This is a genomic window from Pseudarthrobacter sp. HLT1-7 (genome assembly GCF_059383435.1).
On record NZ_JBWZCH010000006.1, the window covers coordinates 183,929 to 201,348 of the forward strand.

Sequence of the window (17,420 nt, forward strand, 5' to 3'; positions counted from 1 at the left end):
GCGATCCTCCGCTGAAGGCCAGCCCCTGGAACATTTCACGGGCGGCCGAGGAGGGTGTGGGTGCCCCCATGTGGGCCTGACATTTGCTCACGGACAACTTCGTATCAGGCGTAACAGTCGCGGCTGCGTCCTGCCGAAGTTTTCACCGTGTTCCCCACCTCAATTCACCGACGGCCCCCGTCTTCCGGGCAAAGCCGTCAGTGTTCACAGTCAAGGACGCAAATGTCTCCTCCAAGCCTTATTGACACCCATCCGAATCTTGCCGGCGCGGCCCCCGTGGCCCTGTCCTATGAACTGTTCCCGCCGCGGTCGCCCGCGGCTGCGGAATCGCTCTGGGCCACCATCGGCGAATTGGAAACCACGGACCCGGACTACGTTTCCGTGACCTACGGCGCCAGCGGCTCCAACCGGAACACCGCCGTCGAGCTCATCAACCGGCTCGTGCAGGAAACCACGCTCCGGCCGCTGGCCCACCTGACGTGCGTGGGAAACTCCCCGCAGGAACTCGCGGACATCATCGGCGAACTGCTCGACGTCGGCGTGCGCGGCATTCTGGCCCTGCGCGGCGACCAGCCCAGGGACGGCGTTATCCCTCCCGAGGGATCGCTGCGCTACGCCCAGGACCTGATCGAGCTCATCCGGCGCGTGGAACAGCGCCGGTCGGCGCTGCTGTGCGCCGGAAAAGTCGCCGTCGGTGTCGCCGCGTACCCCACCCGGCACCCGGAATCCCCGAGCGAGGCGCACGACGTCGAGGTGCTGCTCGCCAAGCAGCGCTCCGGCGCCGACTTCGCCATCACCCAGGTCTTCTTCCACACCGAGCAGTACGCGGACCTGCTCACCCGGGCACGCCGGGCCGGCGTCACCATCCCGATCATCCCGGGCGTGATGCCGCTGACCAGCATCCGGCGGCTCACCCGCCTGGCCGAGCTGACCGGCGTCGAACCGGACCCGCACGTGATCGAACAGCTAGCCGCCGCCGATACCGACGCCGAACGGACCCGGATCGGGGTCAGCGCCACCGTCGACCTCGCCAATGCGGCCCTCGACGCCGGCGCCCCGGGCCTGCACCTCTACACGTTCAACGAACACACGGCCGCCCTCGAAGTGCTGGACAGGCTCGCGCTGCCCCGGCCGCGAAGGGGCAACCGGCACGGTAGCAGCCAGCGCAATGCCGGCCGCCGCCAGCTCGCCAGCTGACCGCACCTCGCCAACTAAGCACCCCGCCAACTAGGCACCCCGCCAGCCAGGCACCCCGCCAGCCAGGCACCCCGCCAGCCAGGCACCCCGCCAGCCAGGAACAAAACATCCCTCCGCACCAAGCCACCAATTTTTAGGACCTCCCATGACTGACCAGCACACGCCCCGCAGCACCACCCCCTTCCCGTCCGCCTCGATCCTGGGCTACCCGCGCATCGGCCGCCGCCGTGAACTCAAGAAGGCCGTTGAAGCGTACTGGGCCGGCACCATCGACGCCGCCGCGCTCGACGCCGCCGCCAAGGAGATCCAGCTCGGCACCGCCCGGCGCCTCCAGAGCCTGGGCCTCACCGAAGACGCGGCGGTCCCCGGCACGTTCTCCTTCTACGACCAGGTGCTCGACGCCGCCGCCCACCTCGGCGCCGTGCCCGCCCGCTTCGGCAACCTCCTCGACGCCGGTGGCCAGCTCGACATTGACGGTTACTTCACCCTCGCCCGCGGCACCAAGGACCAGCAGCCGCTGGAAATGACCAAGTGGTTCGACACCAACTACCACTACCTCGTCCCGGAAATCGGCCCGGACACCACCTTCGCTCTGACCTCCCACCGGATCGTCGAGGAATTCGCCTACGCCCTCGCAAACGGGGTTCACACCCGCCCGTACCTCGTCGGCCCGGTCACGTTCCTGCTGCTGAGCAAGGCCTCCGACGACGCCCCGGTCGGCTTCAGCCCGCTGTCCCGCCTCGAGGACATCCTCCCGGTCTACGCCGCGCTGCTCGAAAAGCTCGCCGCCGCCGGCGCCAGCTGGGTCCAGCTGGACGAGCCCGCCCTCGTGGTGGACCAGGACACCGCTGCCGGGGAGATCCAGGCCGCCGTCGCCCGCGCCTACGAGGTCCTCTCCGCCGTCGCGGGCCGCCCGCAGCTGTTCGTCTCCACCCCCTACGGCGCGCTCAACGGCCAGCTCGGCACCCTAGCCGCGACCGGCATCGACGCCCTGCACCTTGACGTCTTCAAGGGGGAGGTCCCGTCCGCCGCGGCGCTGGCCGCGCTGGGCGATACCACCCTCGTCGCCGGCGTCGTGGACGGCCACAACATCTGGCGCAATGACCTCGCCGCCTCAGCGGACAAGATCGCCGAGCTCAAGAAATCCGTCGCCAGGCTGGCGGTCAGCACCTCCACCACCACCGCGCACGTCCCGCACGACGTCGACGAGGAGACCCAGCTCTCCGCGCAGCTGCGCAGCTGGCTGGCCTTCGCCGACCAGAAGGCCACCGAGGTGGTGACCCTCGCCGGACTGCTGACCGACGAGGCAACCGGCGCCCCATCACGGGATGTCCAGCCGGCCATCGATGAGGCTACCCGCATCATCGCCGACCGCGCCGCCGCTGACGGTGTCCGCCGCGCCGAGGTCCGGAACCGCACCGCCGCCCTGACCGACGCCGACTACAGCCGCTCGGCGTACGGCGTCCGCGAAGCCGCTCAGACCGCTGCCCTGCACTTGCCGCCGCTGCCCACCACCACTATCGGCTCGTTCCCGCAGACCGGTGAAATCCGCACCGCGCGGGCCCGCGCCAACAAGGGCGAACTCAGCACGGAACAGTACAAGCAGCTCATGAAGGATGAGATCAAGCGCGTTGTGGAGCTGCAGGAAGAACTCGGCTTTGACGTGCTGGTCCACGGCGAGCCCGAGCGCAACGACATGGTCCAGTACTTCGCCGAGAACCTCGAAGGCTTCGACGTCACCGTGCACGGCTGGGTCCAGTCCTACGGCTCACGCTGCACCCGGCCGTCCATCCTGTGGGGCGACGTCACCCGCAGCGCCCCGATCACGGTGGAATGGGCCCGCTACGCGCAGTCCCTGACGAACAAACCGATGAAGGGCATGCTCACCGGTCCTGTCACCATCCTCGCGTGGTCCTTCGTCCGCGACGACCAACCCCTCGGCGAGACCGCCAACCAGGTGGCGCTGGCCCTCCGGGATGAGATCGCCGACCTCGAAACCGCCGGCATCCAGGTCATCCAGGTGGACGAGCCCGCCCTGCGCGAGCTCCTGCCCCTGCGCACAGCGGACCAGGCCGCGTACCTGGACTGGTCCGTTAAGTCCTTCCGCCTCGCCACTGCCGGCGCCGGGGACAGCACTCAGGTCCACACCCACCTGTGCTACTCGGAATTCGGCGCCATCATCGACGCGATCGACGGCCTCGACGCCGACGTCACCTCGATCGAGGCGGCACGGTCCCGGATGGAGGTGGTCCACGACCTCGAGTCCCACGGCTTCGGCCGCGGCGTGGGCCCGGGCGTCTATGACATCCACTCGCCGCGCGTCCCGGGCCAGCAGGAAGTCACCGAACTGCTCAGCACCGCCGTCCGGCACGTCCCGTCCCGCCAGCTCTGGGTCAACCCGGACTGCGGGCTGAAGACCCGCGGCTACACCGAGACTGAGGAGTCCCTGCGCAACCTGGTCGCGGCCACCAAAACGGTCCGCGCCGAACTGCTGGAAGCGGCCAAGTAGCAGGCGGCTGAACCAATAAGTTCATCGATTGCTGAGCAATGGCCGTTTTGAGGGCTCAAAAGGGCCGTATCGGAGCAATCGATTCAGGATTCCCAGAGGATCTCGTCGTCCACGACGCCGTCCTCGTCCGCGGAGGCTACGAGGACCTCGTCGGTGAAATGTGTGCCAAGGGTGAAGTCCAGCACGAAGTAGCGTTCCGGCTGGCCGGGGAAAATACCCACATGGCCCAGCTTCAGTGCCTTAAGAAAGACCTGGTCTGTGAGCTGGGCCTTGTCCTCGACGCCGAAGACCTTCCGCAGCTGCTCGTCCTTGATCGCGTTGCAGTGGAAGTGCCGGTACTCCTGCGGGCTGGTGCCTTCCTGCTCCAGTTCATCGGCGATCATCTCCCGGACCTGGTCCACGAGTTCGGGCAGGAAGCGCAGTCGGTAGTCGACTTTGTGCATGGCCGCCTCGTCGAAGTGGTCATGCGCATTGACATTCAAGTCAAGCTCCACGGTGTGGCCCGCCAGGTCCTGCGTGGCGGTGAAATTGTGATCCCGTCCGTGGTTGAGCTCGACATCGCCGAAGTGCTTGCTCGCTACCTTGTTCATACCTTCAACATAGTCCTGAATACCGGCCCGTTCCAGCGTTCCCAAGCTTTTCTCCGGTATCTGACCAGTTGGGAGACCGGTGGCCGGTACATTGAGCGGATGCAAACAGTTGCCCCCGCCGTCGCCCGTTCCCGTGAAGTTTTTGACAGCGGGATCACCCGTCCGCTGGCCTGGCGGCTGGAGCAGCTGTCCAATCTGCGCCGGATGCTGATTGAGCGGCGCGACGACTTCGCGGCGGCACTCGGCAGCGATCTGGGCAAGCACGCCACCGAAGCGCAGCTAACGGAGATCGGCTTTGTCACGGCCGAGGCCGCGCACCTGGCGAAGAACCTTCAGGCCTGGCTGCGGCCGCGTCCCGTGCCGGTGCCGCTGTCCGTCCAGCCGGCCAAAGCCTGGACCGAACTGACGCCGCTGGGCGTGGTCCTGGTGATCGGCCCGTGGAACTACCCCCTGCAGCTGGTGCTCGCCCCGCTGGCCGGCGCCCTGGCAGCCGGCAACACCGTGATGCTCAAGCCCAGCGAACACGCCCCGGCCACCTCGGCGGCCATGGCACGCTGGATCCCGGAGTACCTGGCCGGAGCGGCCGAGGTGGTCCAGGGCGGCATCCCCGAGACCACCGCCCTCCTCGCGATGCGCTTCGACCACATTTTCTTCACGGGCGGCGAGGTCGCGGCCAAGGCGGTGCTGCGGGCGGCGGCGGAGAACCTCACCCCGGTGACCCTGGAGCTGGGCGGGAAGTCCCCTGCGTACGTGGACGCCTCCACGGACCTGGCCAGGGCGGCCAAGCGGATCGCGTGGGGCCGGTTCCTGAATGCGGGCCAGACCTGCGTGGCGCCCGATTACATCCTGGCCACCGAGGATGTGCTGGTTCCCTTGGAACGCGAGCTGGTCAAGGCCATCCGTGCACTCTTCGGGGCGGATTCTGCCCTCAGTGAGTCCTATGGCCGGATCGTCAATGACCGGCACTTCGCGAGGCTCGCCGCCCTCGCGGACGGCAGCACCGTGGCCCACGGCGGGGAACGGGACGCCGCCAGCCGCCACTTCGCCCCGACGCTGCTGCGGCCCGCGCCGGGGGACACGGTGATGGGGGAGGAGATCTTCGGGCCGCTGCTTCCGCTGGTCCCGGTGGCCGGACGCGACGAGGCCATCAGGATGATCAACGACGGCGCCAAGCCCCTTGCGCTGTATGTCTTCAGCAACGACCCGGAGACCCGCCGGGCCTTCTCGGAACGGACCTCCTCGGGGGCCCTGTGCTTCGACGTCCCGGCCGCGCACCTCCTGGTGCCGGGGCTGCCGTTCGGCGGCGTGGGCGGCAGCGGCATGGGCGCCTACCACGGGGAACACTCGCTGCGGACGTTCTCGCATGAACGCTCCACCCTGTCCAAGCCGCACTGGCCCGAAACCCTGGAACTCATCTTCCCGCCCTACACCCGGGCGAAGCACCGGATCATCAGTTCGCTGGTGGCCCCGGCGGGAAAGCGGCCCGGGAAGCGCTAGCCGGCGGCGGGAAACTCCGGGGGCGCGCTCAGCCCGTGCGGGTACCCCCGGGTTTCTGCAGCGTTGCTTTGTTCGACGGGTCCTTGTGCAGCGTGTCCTTGTGCAGCGTGTCGCCCAGCAGCTCCACGAAGAGCTGGACCCGGGCCGTCTGTTTTTCGTTGATCAGGAGTGCGAAGATGTTGCGGGCCAGCCGGATTTCCGGGACATCCAGGACCACCACGCCGGCGGGGCGGTGCCGCAGCGCGAGCTCGGGTACCAGGGCCGCTCCCAGCCCGGCCGCCGCCATCTCCAGGCTGGCGTGGAAATCGTCGCTGTACGCCACCACCCGCGGGTGCAGGTTGCAGCTGGCGAAGAGCCGCTCGATCACGGTGGCGTCGGACGTGCCCGGGTGGTGCACGATCCACGGCATATCGGACAGGTGGTCCGCGGCCACCTTGGAATCCGTGCCGATGCCCCACGCCGCGGGCAGCACCACGCGGAAGTCGTCGTCGCCGATCCATTGCCGGTTCACCGAGTGCGGCCATGCGAGCCCGGACTGGCCCACCTGGTATACCAGGGCCACGTCCAGTTCGCCGCCGGTGCGCAGGCCCTGGATGGTCTGGGCGGGTTCGGCCACGGACACCCGGAGGTCGATCCCCAACTTCTTCCACGCCGGGTTGTCCAGGATCCTGGGCAGCACATAGGTGGCGAGGCTGGGGAAGATGCCCAGCCGGAGCTCCTGGCGGGTGGTGTCTCCCGTCCGCGAGGCCGCCGCCATGAGGGCCTCGATGTCTGTGAGGACCTTGGCCGCGTGCCGGGTCATCACCAGCGCGGCTTCGGTGGGGTGGATACTGCGGGCCGAGCGCTGGAACAGTTCCACGCCGGTGTCGCGTTCCAGCGCGGCCATCTGCTGGGACACCGCCGACGCCGTGTAGCCAAGCCGGGTGGCGGCGGCAGCAAAGGAGCCCAACCGGGTCACTTCAACGAAGGTCCGCAGATGGATGGGGTTGATCAAGGGTTGCCCTTCGCAGGTTCCGGTGAGGCGGGACCGCAATCCCGCTTCATTCTGGCACATTGGTCGGAGGCGAAATGCTTGGAAGCAATACACATCCGGAGCCCCGATGGTTACGAATTGCCCACAAGACGATTTACCGGGACGATTCAGGCAGTCGATGCAGGCAATCGAGTCACACAGCCAAATCGGTCCAACTAGCAAAATCAGCAAACAGGAGCAGATCAGTGTCACAAGCAGCAGGGATTCCGGCGGGCCGGCGGGTAGCCGTCATCGGCAGTGGCGTGGCAGGGCTGACCGCCGCCTATGTCCTCAACCGGCAGGACCGCGTGACCCTCTTCGAAGCCGACCCGCGGCTCGGCGGCCATGCCCACACCCATGACGTGCCGCAGGCGGACGGTCCCGTCCTTGGCATTGACACCGGCTTCATCGTCCACAACGAGCGGACCTACCCCACGCTGCTGCGGCTTTTCGCGGAGCTGGGCGTCGAAACCCAGGACTCGGAAATGAGCATGTCCGTCCGCTGCGACGGCTGCGGCCTGGAATACGCCGGTGCCCGTGCCAAGGGCCGCGGCATCATTCCGCGGCGCTCCACCCTGCTGCGCGGCCGGTACCTGCTGATGCTCGTGGAGATCATGCGCTTCTACCGCCGGGCCCGCGCCCTGCTCGCGGAGGCGGCCCCCGCCGGGAAGGCCGAGCTCACCCTGGGCGAGTTCCTGGCCCGCGAGAAGTTCAGCAGGTACTTCGTCTCCCACTTCATGACCCCGATCGTCAGCGCCGTCTGGTCCTGCGACCCCACCACCGCGCTGTCCTACCCGGCCCGCTACCTCTTCACCTTCCTGGGCCACCACGGCCTGCTCGGCGTCGCGGGCTCGCCCCAGTGGCGCACCGTCACCGGCGGCTCGCGCGTTTACGTGGACAAGCTCGCTGCCACACTGCCGGATATCCGCCTGGGCACCCCGGTCACCGGCGTGCGCCGCCACGATGACGGCGTCGAGCTGACAGCGAAGGACAGCACCGGCACCGTCAGCACCGAAACGTTCGACGCCGTCGTGATCGCCACTCACCCGGAGCAGGCGCTGCGTATGCTGACCGACGCGTCGCCCGCCGAGCGGGCGGCCCTTGCCGGGATGCCGTACTCGGTCAACCACACCGTCTTCCACCGCGACGGCTCCGTGCTGCCGGCCAGTGACAACGCCAAAGCCTCCTGGAACTACCGCCTGCCCTCCTGCGACGCCCGGCCGGACAAGGTCCTGGTCAGCTACGACATGACCCGGCTGCAGCGGCTCGATCCCGCGGACGGCGGCCGCTACATTGTCAGCCTCGGCGAATCCGGGCTGATCGCGGACGCCACGGTGCTGGAGCGCATGGTGTACGAGCACCCGCAGTACACCCCGGAATCCCTCAAGGCGCAGCAGCAGATCCTCGAACTCGGCGATGGCCGGCTGGCTTTCGCCGGCGCCTATCACGGCTGGGGATTCCATGAGGATGGCGCCCTCTCCGGTGTCCGGGCCGCCGCACGGCTGGGACGCGACTGGGACGAGGCCTCGTTCGTGCCGGCCGGCGTCTCCCTCGACCCGGACCTGCAGACCGTCGCCGCGGAGGGCGCATGAGTGCCCCGGCGGCCATCTACCGCACGTCCATCGCGCATGTGCGGCGCACGCCGCTGAAGAATGCCTTCACTTACCGCAGCTACAGCTGGTATGTGGACGTCGACCGACTCCCCACCCTGCCGCGCCTGCTCAGGCCGCTCGCCAGCTTCGCCGTGGCGGACCACCTGGGCGACCCGGACGGCACACTGCGGGGCAACGTTGAACGGTTCCTCGCCACCCGGGGGATAGCGCTCGACGGCGGCCGGATCACCATGCTGGCCAGCGCCCGCGTGTTCGGGTACGTTTTCAATCCCGTGAGTCTCTACTGGTGCCACAATGCCGCCGGGGAGCTGCGCTGCGTCGTCGCCGAGGTCCACAACACCTACGGTGAACGGCACTGCTACGTCCTGGAACCGGACGACGCCGGCCGGGCCAGCGTCCCGAAGGCGCACTACGTCTCGCCGTTCAACGACGTCGACGGCCAGTACCGGATGAAACTGCCGGAACCCGGCGAACGGGTCGCCGTCTCGATCGTCCTGGAGCGGGAGGGGCACCAGCCGTTCATCGCAACCATGGATGGGGACCGCCGGGACGCCACCGTGCCGAACATCCTCGCCGCGGCGCTCGCCGTGCCGCTGGCACCGCTGCGCGCCTCCGCCCAGATCCGCTGGCAGGGAATTAGGCTCTGGGCACGCCGGCTGCCCATCATCAAACGACCACACCACCCTTCACAGGAGGCAGTTCAGTGACAATGACCGATGCGAGCGGATCCGCTGGCGCACAACGGGTTCCCGGCGCGGTGCCCTACACCGTTCCCCAGCCGCCTGCGGTTATCGACGCCGCCATCTGGCCCAGCATCGCCACCGTGCCCGCCGGGCTGAAGGCCGCTGTGGCCGGCCGCGTGGCCCAGGCCATCTTCAAGGCAGCCGTCCGCCGGCTCCCCATCGAAGTCCGGTACCCGGACGGGACCGTCCTGGGCAACACCGGGCCGGGCTCGGGAGTCCCGGTCATGACCATTAACCGGCCGGACGCCTTCGCGGCCCGGCTCGGCGACGGCGGCCTGATCGGCCTGGGCGAGTCCTACATGGCCGGCGACTGGGACGCCGACGACCTCACGGCCGTCATGGAGGTCTTCGCCGCCAGCGTCGGGACGCTTGTCCCTGAACCCCTGCAGCGGCTGCGTGCGCTTTACCTGCCGCGCCAGCCGCACAAGGAACGCAACACTGAGCAGAACACCCGCTCCAACATCTCGCGGCACTACGACCTCTCCAACGAACTCTTTGGGACCTTCCTGGACGGGAGCATGACGTACTCCAGTGCGCTCTTCCCTGAATCGGGAGAGGCCCTGAAGAGCGTCAAATGGGACGGGTTCGGCACCGCCCAGCATGCCAAGATCGACCGGCTGCTGGATAAGGCCGGCGTCACCGCGGGAACCCGTGTGCTGGAAATCGGCACCGGCTGGGGTGAGCTGGCCCTCCGCGCTGCCCAGCGCGGCGCCACGGTCTACTCCGTCACGCTCTCCAGCGAGCAGCAGGAACTGGCCCGCCGCCGCATCGCCGAGGCAGGCCACGCCGACGCCGTCACGATCGAGCTCAAGGACTACCGCGCGGTGGAAGGCGAGTACGACGCCGTCGTCTCAGTGGAGATGATCGAGGCCGTGGGCTTCGAGTATTGGGCCACCTACTTCCAGACGATCGAGCGTGTCCTTGCCCCCGGCGGAAAGGTGGCCATCCAGGCCATCACCATCGCGCACGACAGGCTGCTGGCTACCCGCTCCAGCTACACCTGGGTGCACAAGTACATCTTCCCCGGCGGCGTCATTCCGTCCGTCCGCGCCATCGAGGACATCACGGCCACGCAGACCGGGCTGCGGGTCCGTGAACGCCTCGCCATGGGGGAGCACTACGCGCAGACCCTGCGGCTCTGGGAGGAGCGCTTTATGGCCCGCGCCGAAGAGGTCCGCGGGCTGGGCTTTGACGAGATCTTCCAGCGCATGTGGCTGTTCTACCTCTGCTACTCCCGCGCCGGCTTCGAGACCGGCTACCTGGACGTGCAGCAGATTGTGCTGGACCGCCGGACAGCGGGCGAGGCCGGTAGGGGAGCCTAGGACCGTAACCCGTTGGTTGCGTCACCCTGCGAAAGGCGGGCACCCCGGGGTGCCCGCCTCTTTCGTGTTCCCGGGCTTGTGTTCCCGGACACAACATCCAGTATTTGGCACCACCACCCGGCACCCGTCCGCGACGCCGCGACACGCCGTCCAGCACACGACACGCACGGGAGTTAACTGTGTACAGGTACTCCACAGCCTGTGGATTTCGTCCACTAAAACGGCGGAAATCCGGACATTTTTAGGCCCTCCGCCTGTGGACGGACGGTGCATAAAATGACATACTTGTAATACATCATCTAGGGGTCCGTGCCCACCTCGCGCACTACATGTAGTGCTGCATGTAGTATCGGACTACAGTTCCAGACCAGCGGCAAAGTCCGCCGGCTGGGGCCAGCAACGGATAAGGATTCCTGTCCCGCACCGGCCCGGCGAACGACCAAATACAGACTTCAGTAAAAGGGGACAGGAACCATGAACGTAACGGTTTACACCAAGCCGGCCTGTGTCCAGTGCAACGCGACCTACCGCGCACTGGATAAAAAGGGCATCACCTACCAGAGCGTCGACATCTCGCAGGACGCGGATGCGCTCGAGCGCCTGAAGGCCCTGGGTTACATGCAGGCCCCTGTGGTGGTCACGGACCAGGACCACTGGTCCGGTTTCCGTCCGGACAAGATCGCAGAACTGGCGCTGGCTTCCGCCGCCGCCGTAGCCTGAACCGCTTCGTAAGAATCCACGTCAGTTGAGGTGACTCCCATGGCACCAGTTGCAACAGCAGCGGCCCACGCGTCGCCGGCGGCGGACACTGTGCCGGCGGACACTGTCCGGACCACCGGCAGCCACCTCATCTACTTCTCCTCCACTTCGGAGAACACGGCACGCTTCGTCAGGAAGCTGGGCGTCGACGCCGCCAGGATCCCGCTCCATTCGAGGGAGTCCGCGTTGGTGGCCACCGAACCCTTCGTGCTGGTGCTCCCCACCTACGGGGGCACCGGGGGAGACGGATCCGTTCCGAAGCAGGTCATCCGCTTTCTGAACCATCCGGGGAACCGGCAACGGCTCCGGGGCGTGATCGGGGCGGGCAACACCAACTTTGGGGACAACTACTGCATGGCCGGCGACATCATCGCCGCGAAATGCCAGGTCCCGCACTTATATCGATTCGAACTCATGGGGACGCCGGAAGACGTCGGCCGTGTACAACAAGGATTGGAAGAATTTTGGACACGACTGTCGCAGACACCGAAGTGACCGGATCCGGCAACGCCGGGAATACCGCCGTCGGGAACACCGCCGTTGAGAAGCACGTCGAGAAGCACACCGTTCCCGGTGAGAAGCCGGTCATGCCGGCCGCCTTCCAGGGCCTGGGTTACCACGAGCTGAACGCCATGCTGAACCTTTACGGGCCCAACGGCGAGATCCAGTTCGAGGCCGACCGCGAGGCTGCGCACCAGTACTTCCTGCAGCACGTGAACAACAACACCGTGTTCTTCCACGACCTTGAGGAAAAGCTCGACTACCTCGTGAAGAACGAGTATTACGAGCGTGAGACCCTCGACCAGTACACGATGAACTTCATCCGCGAGCTCTACAACCGCGCGTACAAGAAGAAGTTCCGCTTCGAGACCTTCCTGGGCGCGTTCAAGTTCTACACCTCCTACACGCTGAAGACGTTCGACGGAAAGCGCTTCCTGGAGCGCTACGAGGACCGCGTCTGCATGGTGGCCCTGCACCTGGCCCGCGGCGACGAGCAGCTTGCCCTGCAGATGGTGGACGAGATCATCGAGGGCCGCTTCCAGCCCGCCACCCCCACGTTCCTGAATGCCGGCAAGCGCCAGCGCGGCGAGCTGGTCTCCTGCTTCCTGCTCCGCATCGAAGACAACATGGAGTCGATCGGCCGGTCCATCAACTCAGCGCTGCAGCTCTCCAAGCGCGGCGGCGGTGTGGCCTTTGCACTGACCAACATCCGCGAGGTGGGCGCGCCGATCAAGCAGATCGAGAACCAGTCCTCCGGCGTCATCCCCGTGATGAAGCTCCTCGAGGACAGCTTCTCCTACGCCAACCAGCTCGGTGCCCGCCAGGGTGCGGGAGCTGTGTACCTGCACGCGCACCACCCGGACATCTACCGCTTCCTGGACACCAAGCGCGAGAACGCGGACGAAAAGATCCGCATCAAGACCCTCTCGCTCGGCGTCGTCATCCCGGACATCACCTTTGAGCTGGCCAAGCGCGGCGAGGACATGTACCTGTTCTCCCCGTACGACGTCGAACGCGTCTACGGGATGCCGTTCTCCGACGTCTCGGTCACCGAGAAGTACTACGAGATGGTGGACGATTCCCGGATCAAGAAGACCAAGATCAAGGCGCGTGAGTTCTTCCAGACCCTCGCCGAGATCCAGTTCGAATCCGGCTACCCGTACATCATGTTCGAGGACACCGTGAACCGGGAAAACCCGATCGACGGCAAGATCATCATGTCCAATCTGTGCTCCGAGATCCTCCAGGTCTCCCAGCCCACCACGTACCACGATGACCTGTCCTACGACCAGACCGGCAAGGACATCTCCTGCAACCTGGGTTCGCTGAACATCGCCAAGGCGATGGACTCGCCGGACTTCGGCCTGACCATCGAGACGGCCATCCGGTCCCTCTCGGCCGTCTCGGACATGTCCAACATCACCTCGGTGCCCTCGATCGCCCGCGGCAACGACCAGAGCCATGCGATCGGCCTGGGCCAGATGAACCTGCACGGCTATCTGGCCCGCGAGCGGGTCCACTACGGCTCCGAAGAGGGCCTGGACTTCACCAACATCTACTTCTACTCGGTGGTGTTCCACGCTGTCCGCGCCTCCAACCGGCTGTCCATCCAGACCGGTCAGACCTTCGGCGGCTTCGAGAAGTCCAAGTACGCCTCGGGTGAGTTCTTCGACAAGTACACCAACCAGGAATGGGTCCCGCAGACCGCCAAGGTCGCGGAGCTGTTCAAGAACATCCACATCCCCACCCAGGATGACTGGCGCGAGCTGAAGGCCTCCGTCATGGAGCACGGCATCTACAACCAGAACCTGCAGGCCGTTCCGCCGACCGGCTCGATCAGTTACATCAACAACTCCACCTCCTCGATCCACCCGGTGGCGTCCAAGATCGAGATCCGCAAGGAAGGCAAGCTGGGCCGCGTGTACTACCCGGCGCCGTACCTGACCAACGACAACCTGGAGTACTACCAGGACGCGTACGAGATCGGCTACGAGAAGGTCATCGACACCTACGCCGCCGCCACCCAGCACGTGGACCAGGGCCTCTCCCTGACGCTGTTCTTCAAGGACACCGCCACCACCCGCGACATCAACAAGGCCCAGATCTACGCCTGGAAAAAGGGCATCAAGACCATCTACTACATCCGTCTCCGCCAGCTCGCGCTGGAGGGAACTGAGGTTGAGGGCTGCGTCAGCTGCGCACTTTAATCTTCAACTAAATCGCGACAGTACGACGGCGGCAGCCGCCCGCCGTCGTACGCTTCACTTCACGAAGAACCCAACTCTTAGGGGATGACATGACCGCAAAGGTCAAGCTGCTTAGCCACGTTGAAGCCATCAACTGGAACCGTATCCAGGATGACAAGGACGTGGACGTCTGGAACCGCCTGGTCAACAACTTCTGGCTGCCGGAGAAGATCCCGCTGTCCAACGACGTGCAGTCGTGGGCGACGCTGACCCCGGACGAGCAGCAGCTCACCATGCGCGTGTTCACCGGGCTGACCCTGCTGGACACCATCCAGGGCACCGTCGGTGCCGTCTCGCTGATTCCGGACGCGATCACGCCGCATGAAGAGGCTGTCTACACGAACATCGCGTTCATGGAGTCCGTGCACGCCAAGAGCTACTCTTCCATCTTCTCCACGCTGGCCTCCACCAAGGAGATCGACGAGGCATTCCGCTGGTCCACCGAGAACGTGAACCTGCAGAAGAAGGCCCAGATTGTCATGGACTACTACCAGGGCGACGATCCCCTCAAGCGCAAGGTGGCCTCCACGCTGCTGGAGAGCTTCCTGTTCTACTCGGGCTTCTACCTGCCGATGTATTGGTCCTCACGGGCCAAGCTGACGAACACGGCCGACCTGATCCGCCTGATCATCCGTGACGAGGCCGTCCACGGCTACTACATCGGCTACAAGTTCCAGAAGGGCCTGGAGGGCCTGTCCGAGGAGCGCAAGCAGGAGATCAAGGACTACACCTTCGAACTGCTCTTCGAGCTGTACGAGAACGAAGTCCAGTACACGCACGACCTCTACGATTCCGTCGGCCTGGCCGAGGACGTCAAGAAGTTCCTGCACTACAACGCCAATAAGGCGCTGATGAACCTGGGCTACGAGGCCATGTTCCCGGCGTCCGTCACCGACGTGAACCCGGCCATCCTGTCCGCGCTGTCGCCGAATGCGGACGAGAACCACGACTTCTTCTCGGGGTCGGGGTCCTCCTACGTGATTGGCAAGGCTGTCAATACTGAGGATGACGACTGGAATTTTTAGGTCGCAAGTTGAATCAGTTCTGGACACCTTGACCTAGGCCCAACGTGCTCCGCCGAGTGGCAACTTTGGTCTCTTGGCCGTCCCTGCGGCTGATCCTGCGCGCAAGGTCAGCCGTCTTGCGAGTCGGGACTAGTTGTGAGGTTAGAGATTGCGGGCGACTTCAGGCCGGAACCTGTCCGCGTCTAGATATTCGATGCTTACGTGGCGCGATTGAATCATCAACGGTGAACGACTTACTCAGGCTCGTGCTCGGGACGAGGGTCTTTAGAATCGTCCACAACCTAAGGACGAGCCGACGCTTACCTCCTCGTCAGCGGCGATGGGCACTTTAATCGGTTGCGGTGCCCAGTTCCCCGGAGGCAGGAAGTAGCGGGCCCTCTTAGTGTTTTGCATGACCGAACCGCTGCCCAGCAGCCTTGACCGCATTTTTTTCCGTTCGTTTTCACATAGGGGAGAATTTTGGCGAATAAGACCGTGCACTTCATGGAGGCCTGCTGGAAGGATCCCAGCGACAAGGTGAGCCCCATGGAGCTTGGTTTCTGGCGACACTTTGTTGAAGCTGCGGCAGACATGAGTGAACAGGAGCGCACTGTTCCCTACATGGGGCTGTCGTTGGAGGGTGAAACTGGCCGCGATTTTCGAACCTCCCTTGACTACGTCTATATAGCTAAGGAACGCTCCGCGATGGACCGGCCTCACACCAAGCAAGGCCCCGGTCTGTTCGGAACGATCATGGACGGGCCAACGGTGAAGGGCGTGTACGAACCTACATACGCTGCTGGCGTCGGAAGCACCAACGTTGCCGCTTTCATGCGCACGTCAGGCGCTGCGTCTTGGTCCGCGATCGAGGATTGGCTAAATGGAGTGGTTGGGCCCCAGGAAGGAGGCAACCGGGTGGCCCTCCGTGCCGTTGTCTCCCACAACGGCTTTCAGGAGCTGCAGCGCTGCTTTGGAGTGTCCAAAGTCCATGTCAAAGGGGACGCGGACGCATTTCAGGACATAGAAACCAGGGGAGACATCGTCACAGCGGTCCAGCAAGCTGGGCGCGTAGCTAGCGGTCTGAGTATCGATCTCACCTTGAGCTTTGGACACGCGACGCCCGAAGATCACTCGGCCGAACGCCTGAAAGATGAGCTCGAGGACTTCCTAGAGGCGAACAAATTCAATCTGGCAGGCAAGGGCAACAGGGCCAGCGCCACGTTGATGTTCGCCCGCGACGACGGTGGAGTAGATCGCCGACCCGTCGATTTTATCTACAATAAGATCACCACGAAGGAGAGAGTGGACCTCATCGGGGATGAGCCCACGAGGGATTCCGTGCTTCTTGCGTTGCAAAATGCGATCCGGCGGTATCAGAACAACGAACTTTAGAGATAGTCGGGGGTGCCAGCTAGGGTGCGACTCATGAAGAGTGCAGTGAACGCCGTTCAGGACCGACCTCGTCTGGTTACCCTCGTATGCCTTCTCATCCCGGTCATCAATTGGATCTGTGTCCTCCTGGGGCTACTGCCGGACCACTGGTCGCAGCTACGGGGGCTGCCGCTCGGAGAATCGCTGGCGGTCTACATCGGGGTGGCCGGGGCCGCGAGCCTCGTGGCCGGGTTCGCAGGTGTGGTCGTCGTTTTCGGACTCTCCGGAAACAGTCATTCTCAACGAGTATTTCGCGCTTCAGCCGGCAGGTCACTTCGTTCCAACTGGTCGTCAGTGGTGGCCACGGGCTTTGGCGCGGCAGGTATGGCCATCGCCGCCACTCTCATGCCGGTTCTTCAGATGGGATACGCCGCGCCGTGGGTGATGCAGGCTGCGCTGCTCCTCCTGGCGCATGCGGCGCTGCGGATGGTCTGGTTGATGAATAAGCTCATCGAAATGGTGCAGGTAGATGATGCAAGCGTTCTCGACAGAACGAGTGTTAGACCACTGCCTACCATCGAGCGGCGCAGCAACTAACTGGGCCCGGTCCAGGCGGCCCTTGGGTAACATGACGCTCCCAGTCGAGCACGGCGGCGACTGATCTCCACCAGCTGGGTGGGGCGGCCGAGGACGGTGGCCAGGCCGCTGATCGTGTTCGGCCGCCCCGGAACAGCACCCCGAATGTTGCAGTGACAAGTTGCCAGCCCCGTCCTTATGGCCTGGCCTGTGGTGAATGTCAGGCGGGCCCTTCCAAGGCGCCTGACCTTGCGGTGTCTGGAGCGCTGTTGGTTCAGTTGGAATGAACGGCCTTTGCGATCCAATCACGTGCTCGGTTCACCAGTTGCGGGCTTTCAGTCATGATCACGAGGAGACCGGCCTACGCGGACACCCGACGGATCTTGCTGCCGACTGTCCCCGGTCCAACCTGACACCGGAAGCGGGCCTCCCTGTGGGCCCTTCGAAACCTGAAACGATCCCGCACGCAGACGCATGCGG

Annotated in this window: 14 protein-coding genes; 12 read left to right on the plus strand and 2 right to left on the minus strand. The window is 65.2% G+C overall.

Features of this window, described 5'->3' with window-relative positions; all coding sequences use genetic code 11:
* Window positions 1–222 precede the first annotated feature (222 nt).
* Complete coding sequence (locus AC50X6_RS08295; RefSeq protein ID WP_494965749.1) at window positions 223–1,197, plus strand: methylenetetrahydrofolate reductase; 975 nt, start codon at window positions 223–225, stop codon at window positions 1,195–1,197.
* 145 nt (window positions 1,198–1,342) lie between these two features.
* Window positions 1,343–3,706, plus strand: coding sequence for a 5-methyltetrahydropteroyltriglutamate--homocysteine S-methyltransferase (gene metE, locus AC50X6_RS08300; protein WP_494965750.1), 2,364 nt, complete (start codon window positions 1,343–1,345; stop codon window positions 3,704–3,706).
* Between the two features lie 83 nt (window positions 3,707–3,789).
* Here metE and AC50X6_RS08305 read toward each other — a convergent pair whose 3' ends face one another.
* On the minus strand, window positions 3,790–4,296 hold the full coding sequence (locus AC50X6_RS08305) for a DUF2004 domain-containing protein (RefSeq protein WP_326966208.1): 507 nt from the start codon (window positions 4,294–4,296) through the stop codon (window positions 3,790–3,792).
* A gap of 99 nt (window positions 4,297–4,395) precedes the next feature.
* Here AC50X6_RS08305 and AC50X6_RS08310 point away from each other — a divergent pair, with 99 nt between their 5' ends.
* On the plus strand, window positions 4,396–5,793 hold the full coding sequence (locus AC50X6_RS08310) for an aldehyde dehydrogenase family protein (protein WP_494965751.1): 1,398 nt from the start codon (window positions 4,396–4,398) through the stop codon (window positions 5,791–5,793).
* A gap of 28 nt (window positions 5,794–5,821) precedes the next feature.
* On the opposite strand, the gene AC50X6_RS08315 is transcribed toward AC50X6_RS08310, so the two are convergent.
* On the minus strand, window positions 5,822–6,787 hold the full coding sequence (locus tag AC50X6_RS08315; RefSeq protein WP_494965752.1) for a LysR family transcriptional regulator: 966 nt from the start codon (window positions 6,785–6,787) through the stop codon (window positions 5,822–5,824).
* Between the two features lie 224 nt (window positions 6,788–7,011).
* On the opposite strand from AC50X6_RS08315, the gene AC50X6_RS08320 reads away from it, so the two are divergent.
* The 9 genes from AC50X6_RS08320 to AC50X6_RS08360 all read left to right on the plus strand — a co-directional run bounded on the left by AC50X6_RS08320 (window position 7,012) and on the right by AC50X6_RS08360 (window position 16,961).
* The gene (locus tag AC50X6_RS08320) at window positions 7,012–8,397 is read left to right on the plus strand and encodes an NAD(P)/FAD-dependent oxidoreductase (RefSeq protein ID WP_494965753.1); all 1,386 of its coding nucleotides are present in this window, start codon (window positions 7,012–7,014) and stop codon (window positions 8,395–8,397) included.
* Entirely contained in the window at window positions 8,394–9,125 is a 732-nt protein-coding gene (locus AC50X6_RS08325; RefSeq protein WP_494965754.1) for a DUF1365 domain-containing protein, read from the plus strand. The genes AC50X6_RS08320 and AC50X6_RS08325 overlap by 4 nt, the downstream gene beginning before the upstream one ends.
* Window positions 9,122–10,483: a class I SAM-dependent methyltransferase gene (locus AC50X6_RS08330; RefSeq protein WP_494965755.1), complete on the plus strand. Its 1,362-nt coding sequence runs from the start codon at window positions 9,122–9,124 to the stop codon at window positions 10,481–10,483. Before AC50X6_RS08325 ends, AC50X6_RS08330 begins: the two co-directional genes overlap by 4 nt.
* 474 nt (window positions 10,484–10,957) lie before the next feature.
* Window positions 10,958–11,203: a glutaredoxin-like protein NrdH gene (gene nrdH, locus AC50X6_RS08335; RefSeq protein WP_326966203.1), complete on the plus strand. Its 246-nt coding sequence runs from the start codon at window positions 10,958–10,960 to the stop codon at window positions 11,201–11,203.
* 39 nt (window positions 11,204–11,242) lie between these two features.
* Window positions 11,243–11,737, plus strand: a complete 495-nt coding sequence (nrdI, locus tag AC50X6_RS08340) for a class Ib ribonucleoside-diphosphate reductase assembly flavoprotein NrdI (protein WP_494965756.1) — start codon at window positions 11,243–11,245, stop codon at window positions 11,735–11,737.
* Window positions 11,738–11,829: 92 nt separating this feature from the next.
* On the plus strand, window positions 11,830–13,950 hold the full coding sequence (gene nrdE / locus AC50X6_RS08345; protein WP_494965795.1) for a class 1b ribonucleoside-diphosphate reductase subunit alpha: 2,121 nt from the start codon (window positions 11,830–11,832) through the stop codon (window positions 13,948–13,950).
* An 89-nt stretch (window positions 13,951–14,039) separates the two neighbouring features.
* Window positions 14,040–15,014: a class 1b ribonucleoside-diphosphate reductase subunit beta gene (nrdF, locus tag AC50X6_RS08350; protein ID WP_494965757.1), complete on the plus strand. Its 975-nt coding sequence runs from the start codon at window positions 14,040–14,042 to the stop codon at window positions 15,012–15,014.
* Window positions 15,015–15,473: 459 nt separating this feature from the next.
* Complete coding sequence (locus AC50X6_RS08355) at window positions 15,474–16,385, plus strand: hypothetical protein (RefSeq protein WP_494965758.1); 912 nt, start codon at window positions 15,474–15,476, stop codon at window positions 16,383–16,385.
* Window positions 16,386–16,418: 33 nt separating this feature from the next.
* Window positions 16,419–16,961, plus strand: coding sequence for a hypothetical protein (locus AC50X6_RS08360; RefSeq protein WP_494965759.1), 543 nt, complete (start codon window positions 16,419–16,421; stop codon window positions 16,959–16,961).
* Window positions 16,962–17,420 lie beyond the last annotated feature (459 nt).

What these genes read in the sequence shown, in the direction of transcription:
- AC50X6_RS08295 (WP_494965749.1), top strand. Translation starts at nt 223, where the DNA reads ATGTCTCCTCCAAGCCTTATTGACACCCATCCGAATCTTGCCGGCGCG.
- metE (WP_494965750.1), top strand. Translation starts at nt 1,343, where the DNA reads ATGACTGACCAGCACACGCCCCGCAGCACCACCCCCTTCCCGTCCGCC.
- AC50X6_RS08305 (WP_326966208.1), bottom strand. Translation starts at nt 4,296, where the DNA reads ATGAACAAGGTAGCGAGCAAGCACTTCGGCGATGTCGAGCTCAACCAC.
- AC50X6_RS08310 (WP_494965751.1), top strand. Translation starts at nt 4,396, where the DNA reads ATGCAAACAGTTGCCCCCGCCGTCGCCCGTTCCCGTGAAGTTTTTGAC.
- AC50X6_RS08325 (WP_494965754.1), top strand. Translation starts at nt 8,394, where the DNA reads ATGAGTGCCCCGGCGGCCATCTACCGCACGTCCATCGCGCATGTGCGG.
- nrdH (WP_326966203.1), top strand. Translation starts at nt 10,958, where the DNA reads ATGAACGTAACGGTTTACACCAAGCCGGCCTGTGTCCAGTGCAACGCG.
- nrdI (WP_494965756.1), top strand. Translation starts at nt 11,243, where the DNA reads ATGGCACCAGTTGCAACAGCAGCGGCCCACGCGTCGCCGGCGGCGGAC.
- nrdE (WP_494965795.1), top strand. Translation starts at nt 11,830, where the DNA reads ATGCCGGCCGCCTTCCAGGGCCTGGGTTACCACGAGCTGAACGCCATG.
- nrdF (WP_494965757.1), top strand. Translation starts at nt 14,040, where the DNA reads ATGACCGCAAAGGTCAAGCTGCTTAGCCACGTTGAAGCCATCAACTGG.
- AC50X6_RS08360 (WP_494965759.1), top strand. Translation starts at nt 16,419, where the DNA reads ATGAAGAGTGCAGTGAACGCCGTTCAGGACCGACCTCGTCTGGTTACC.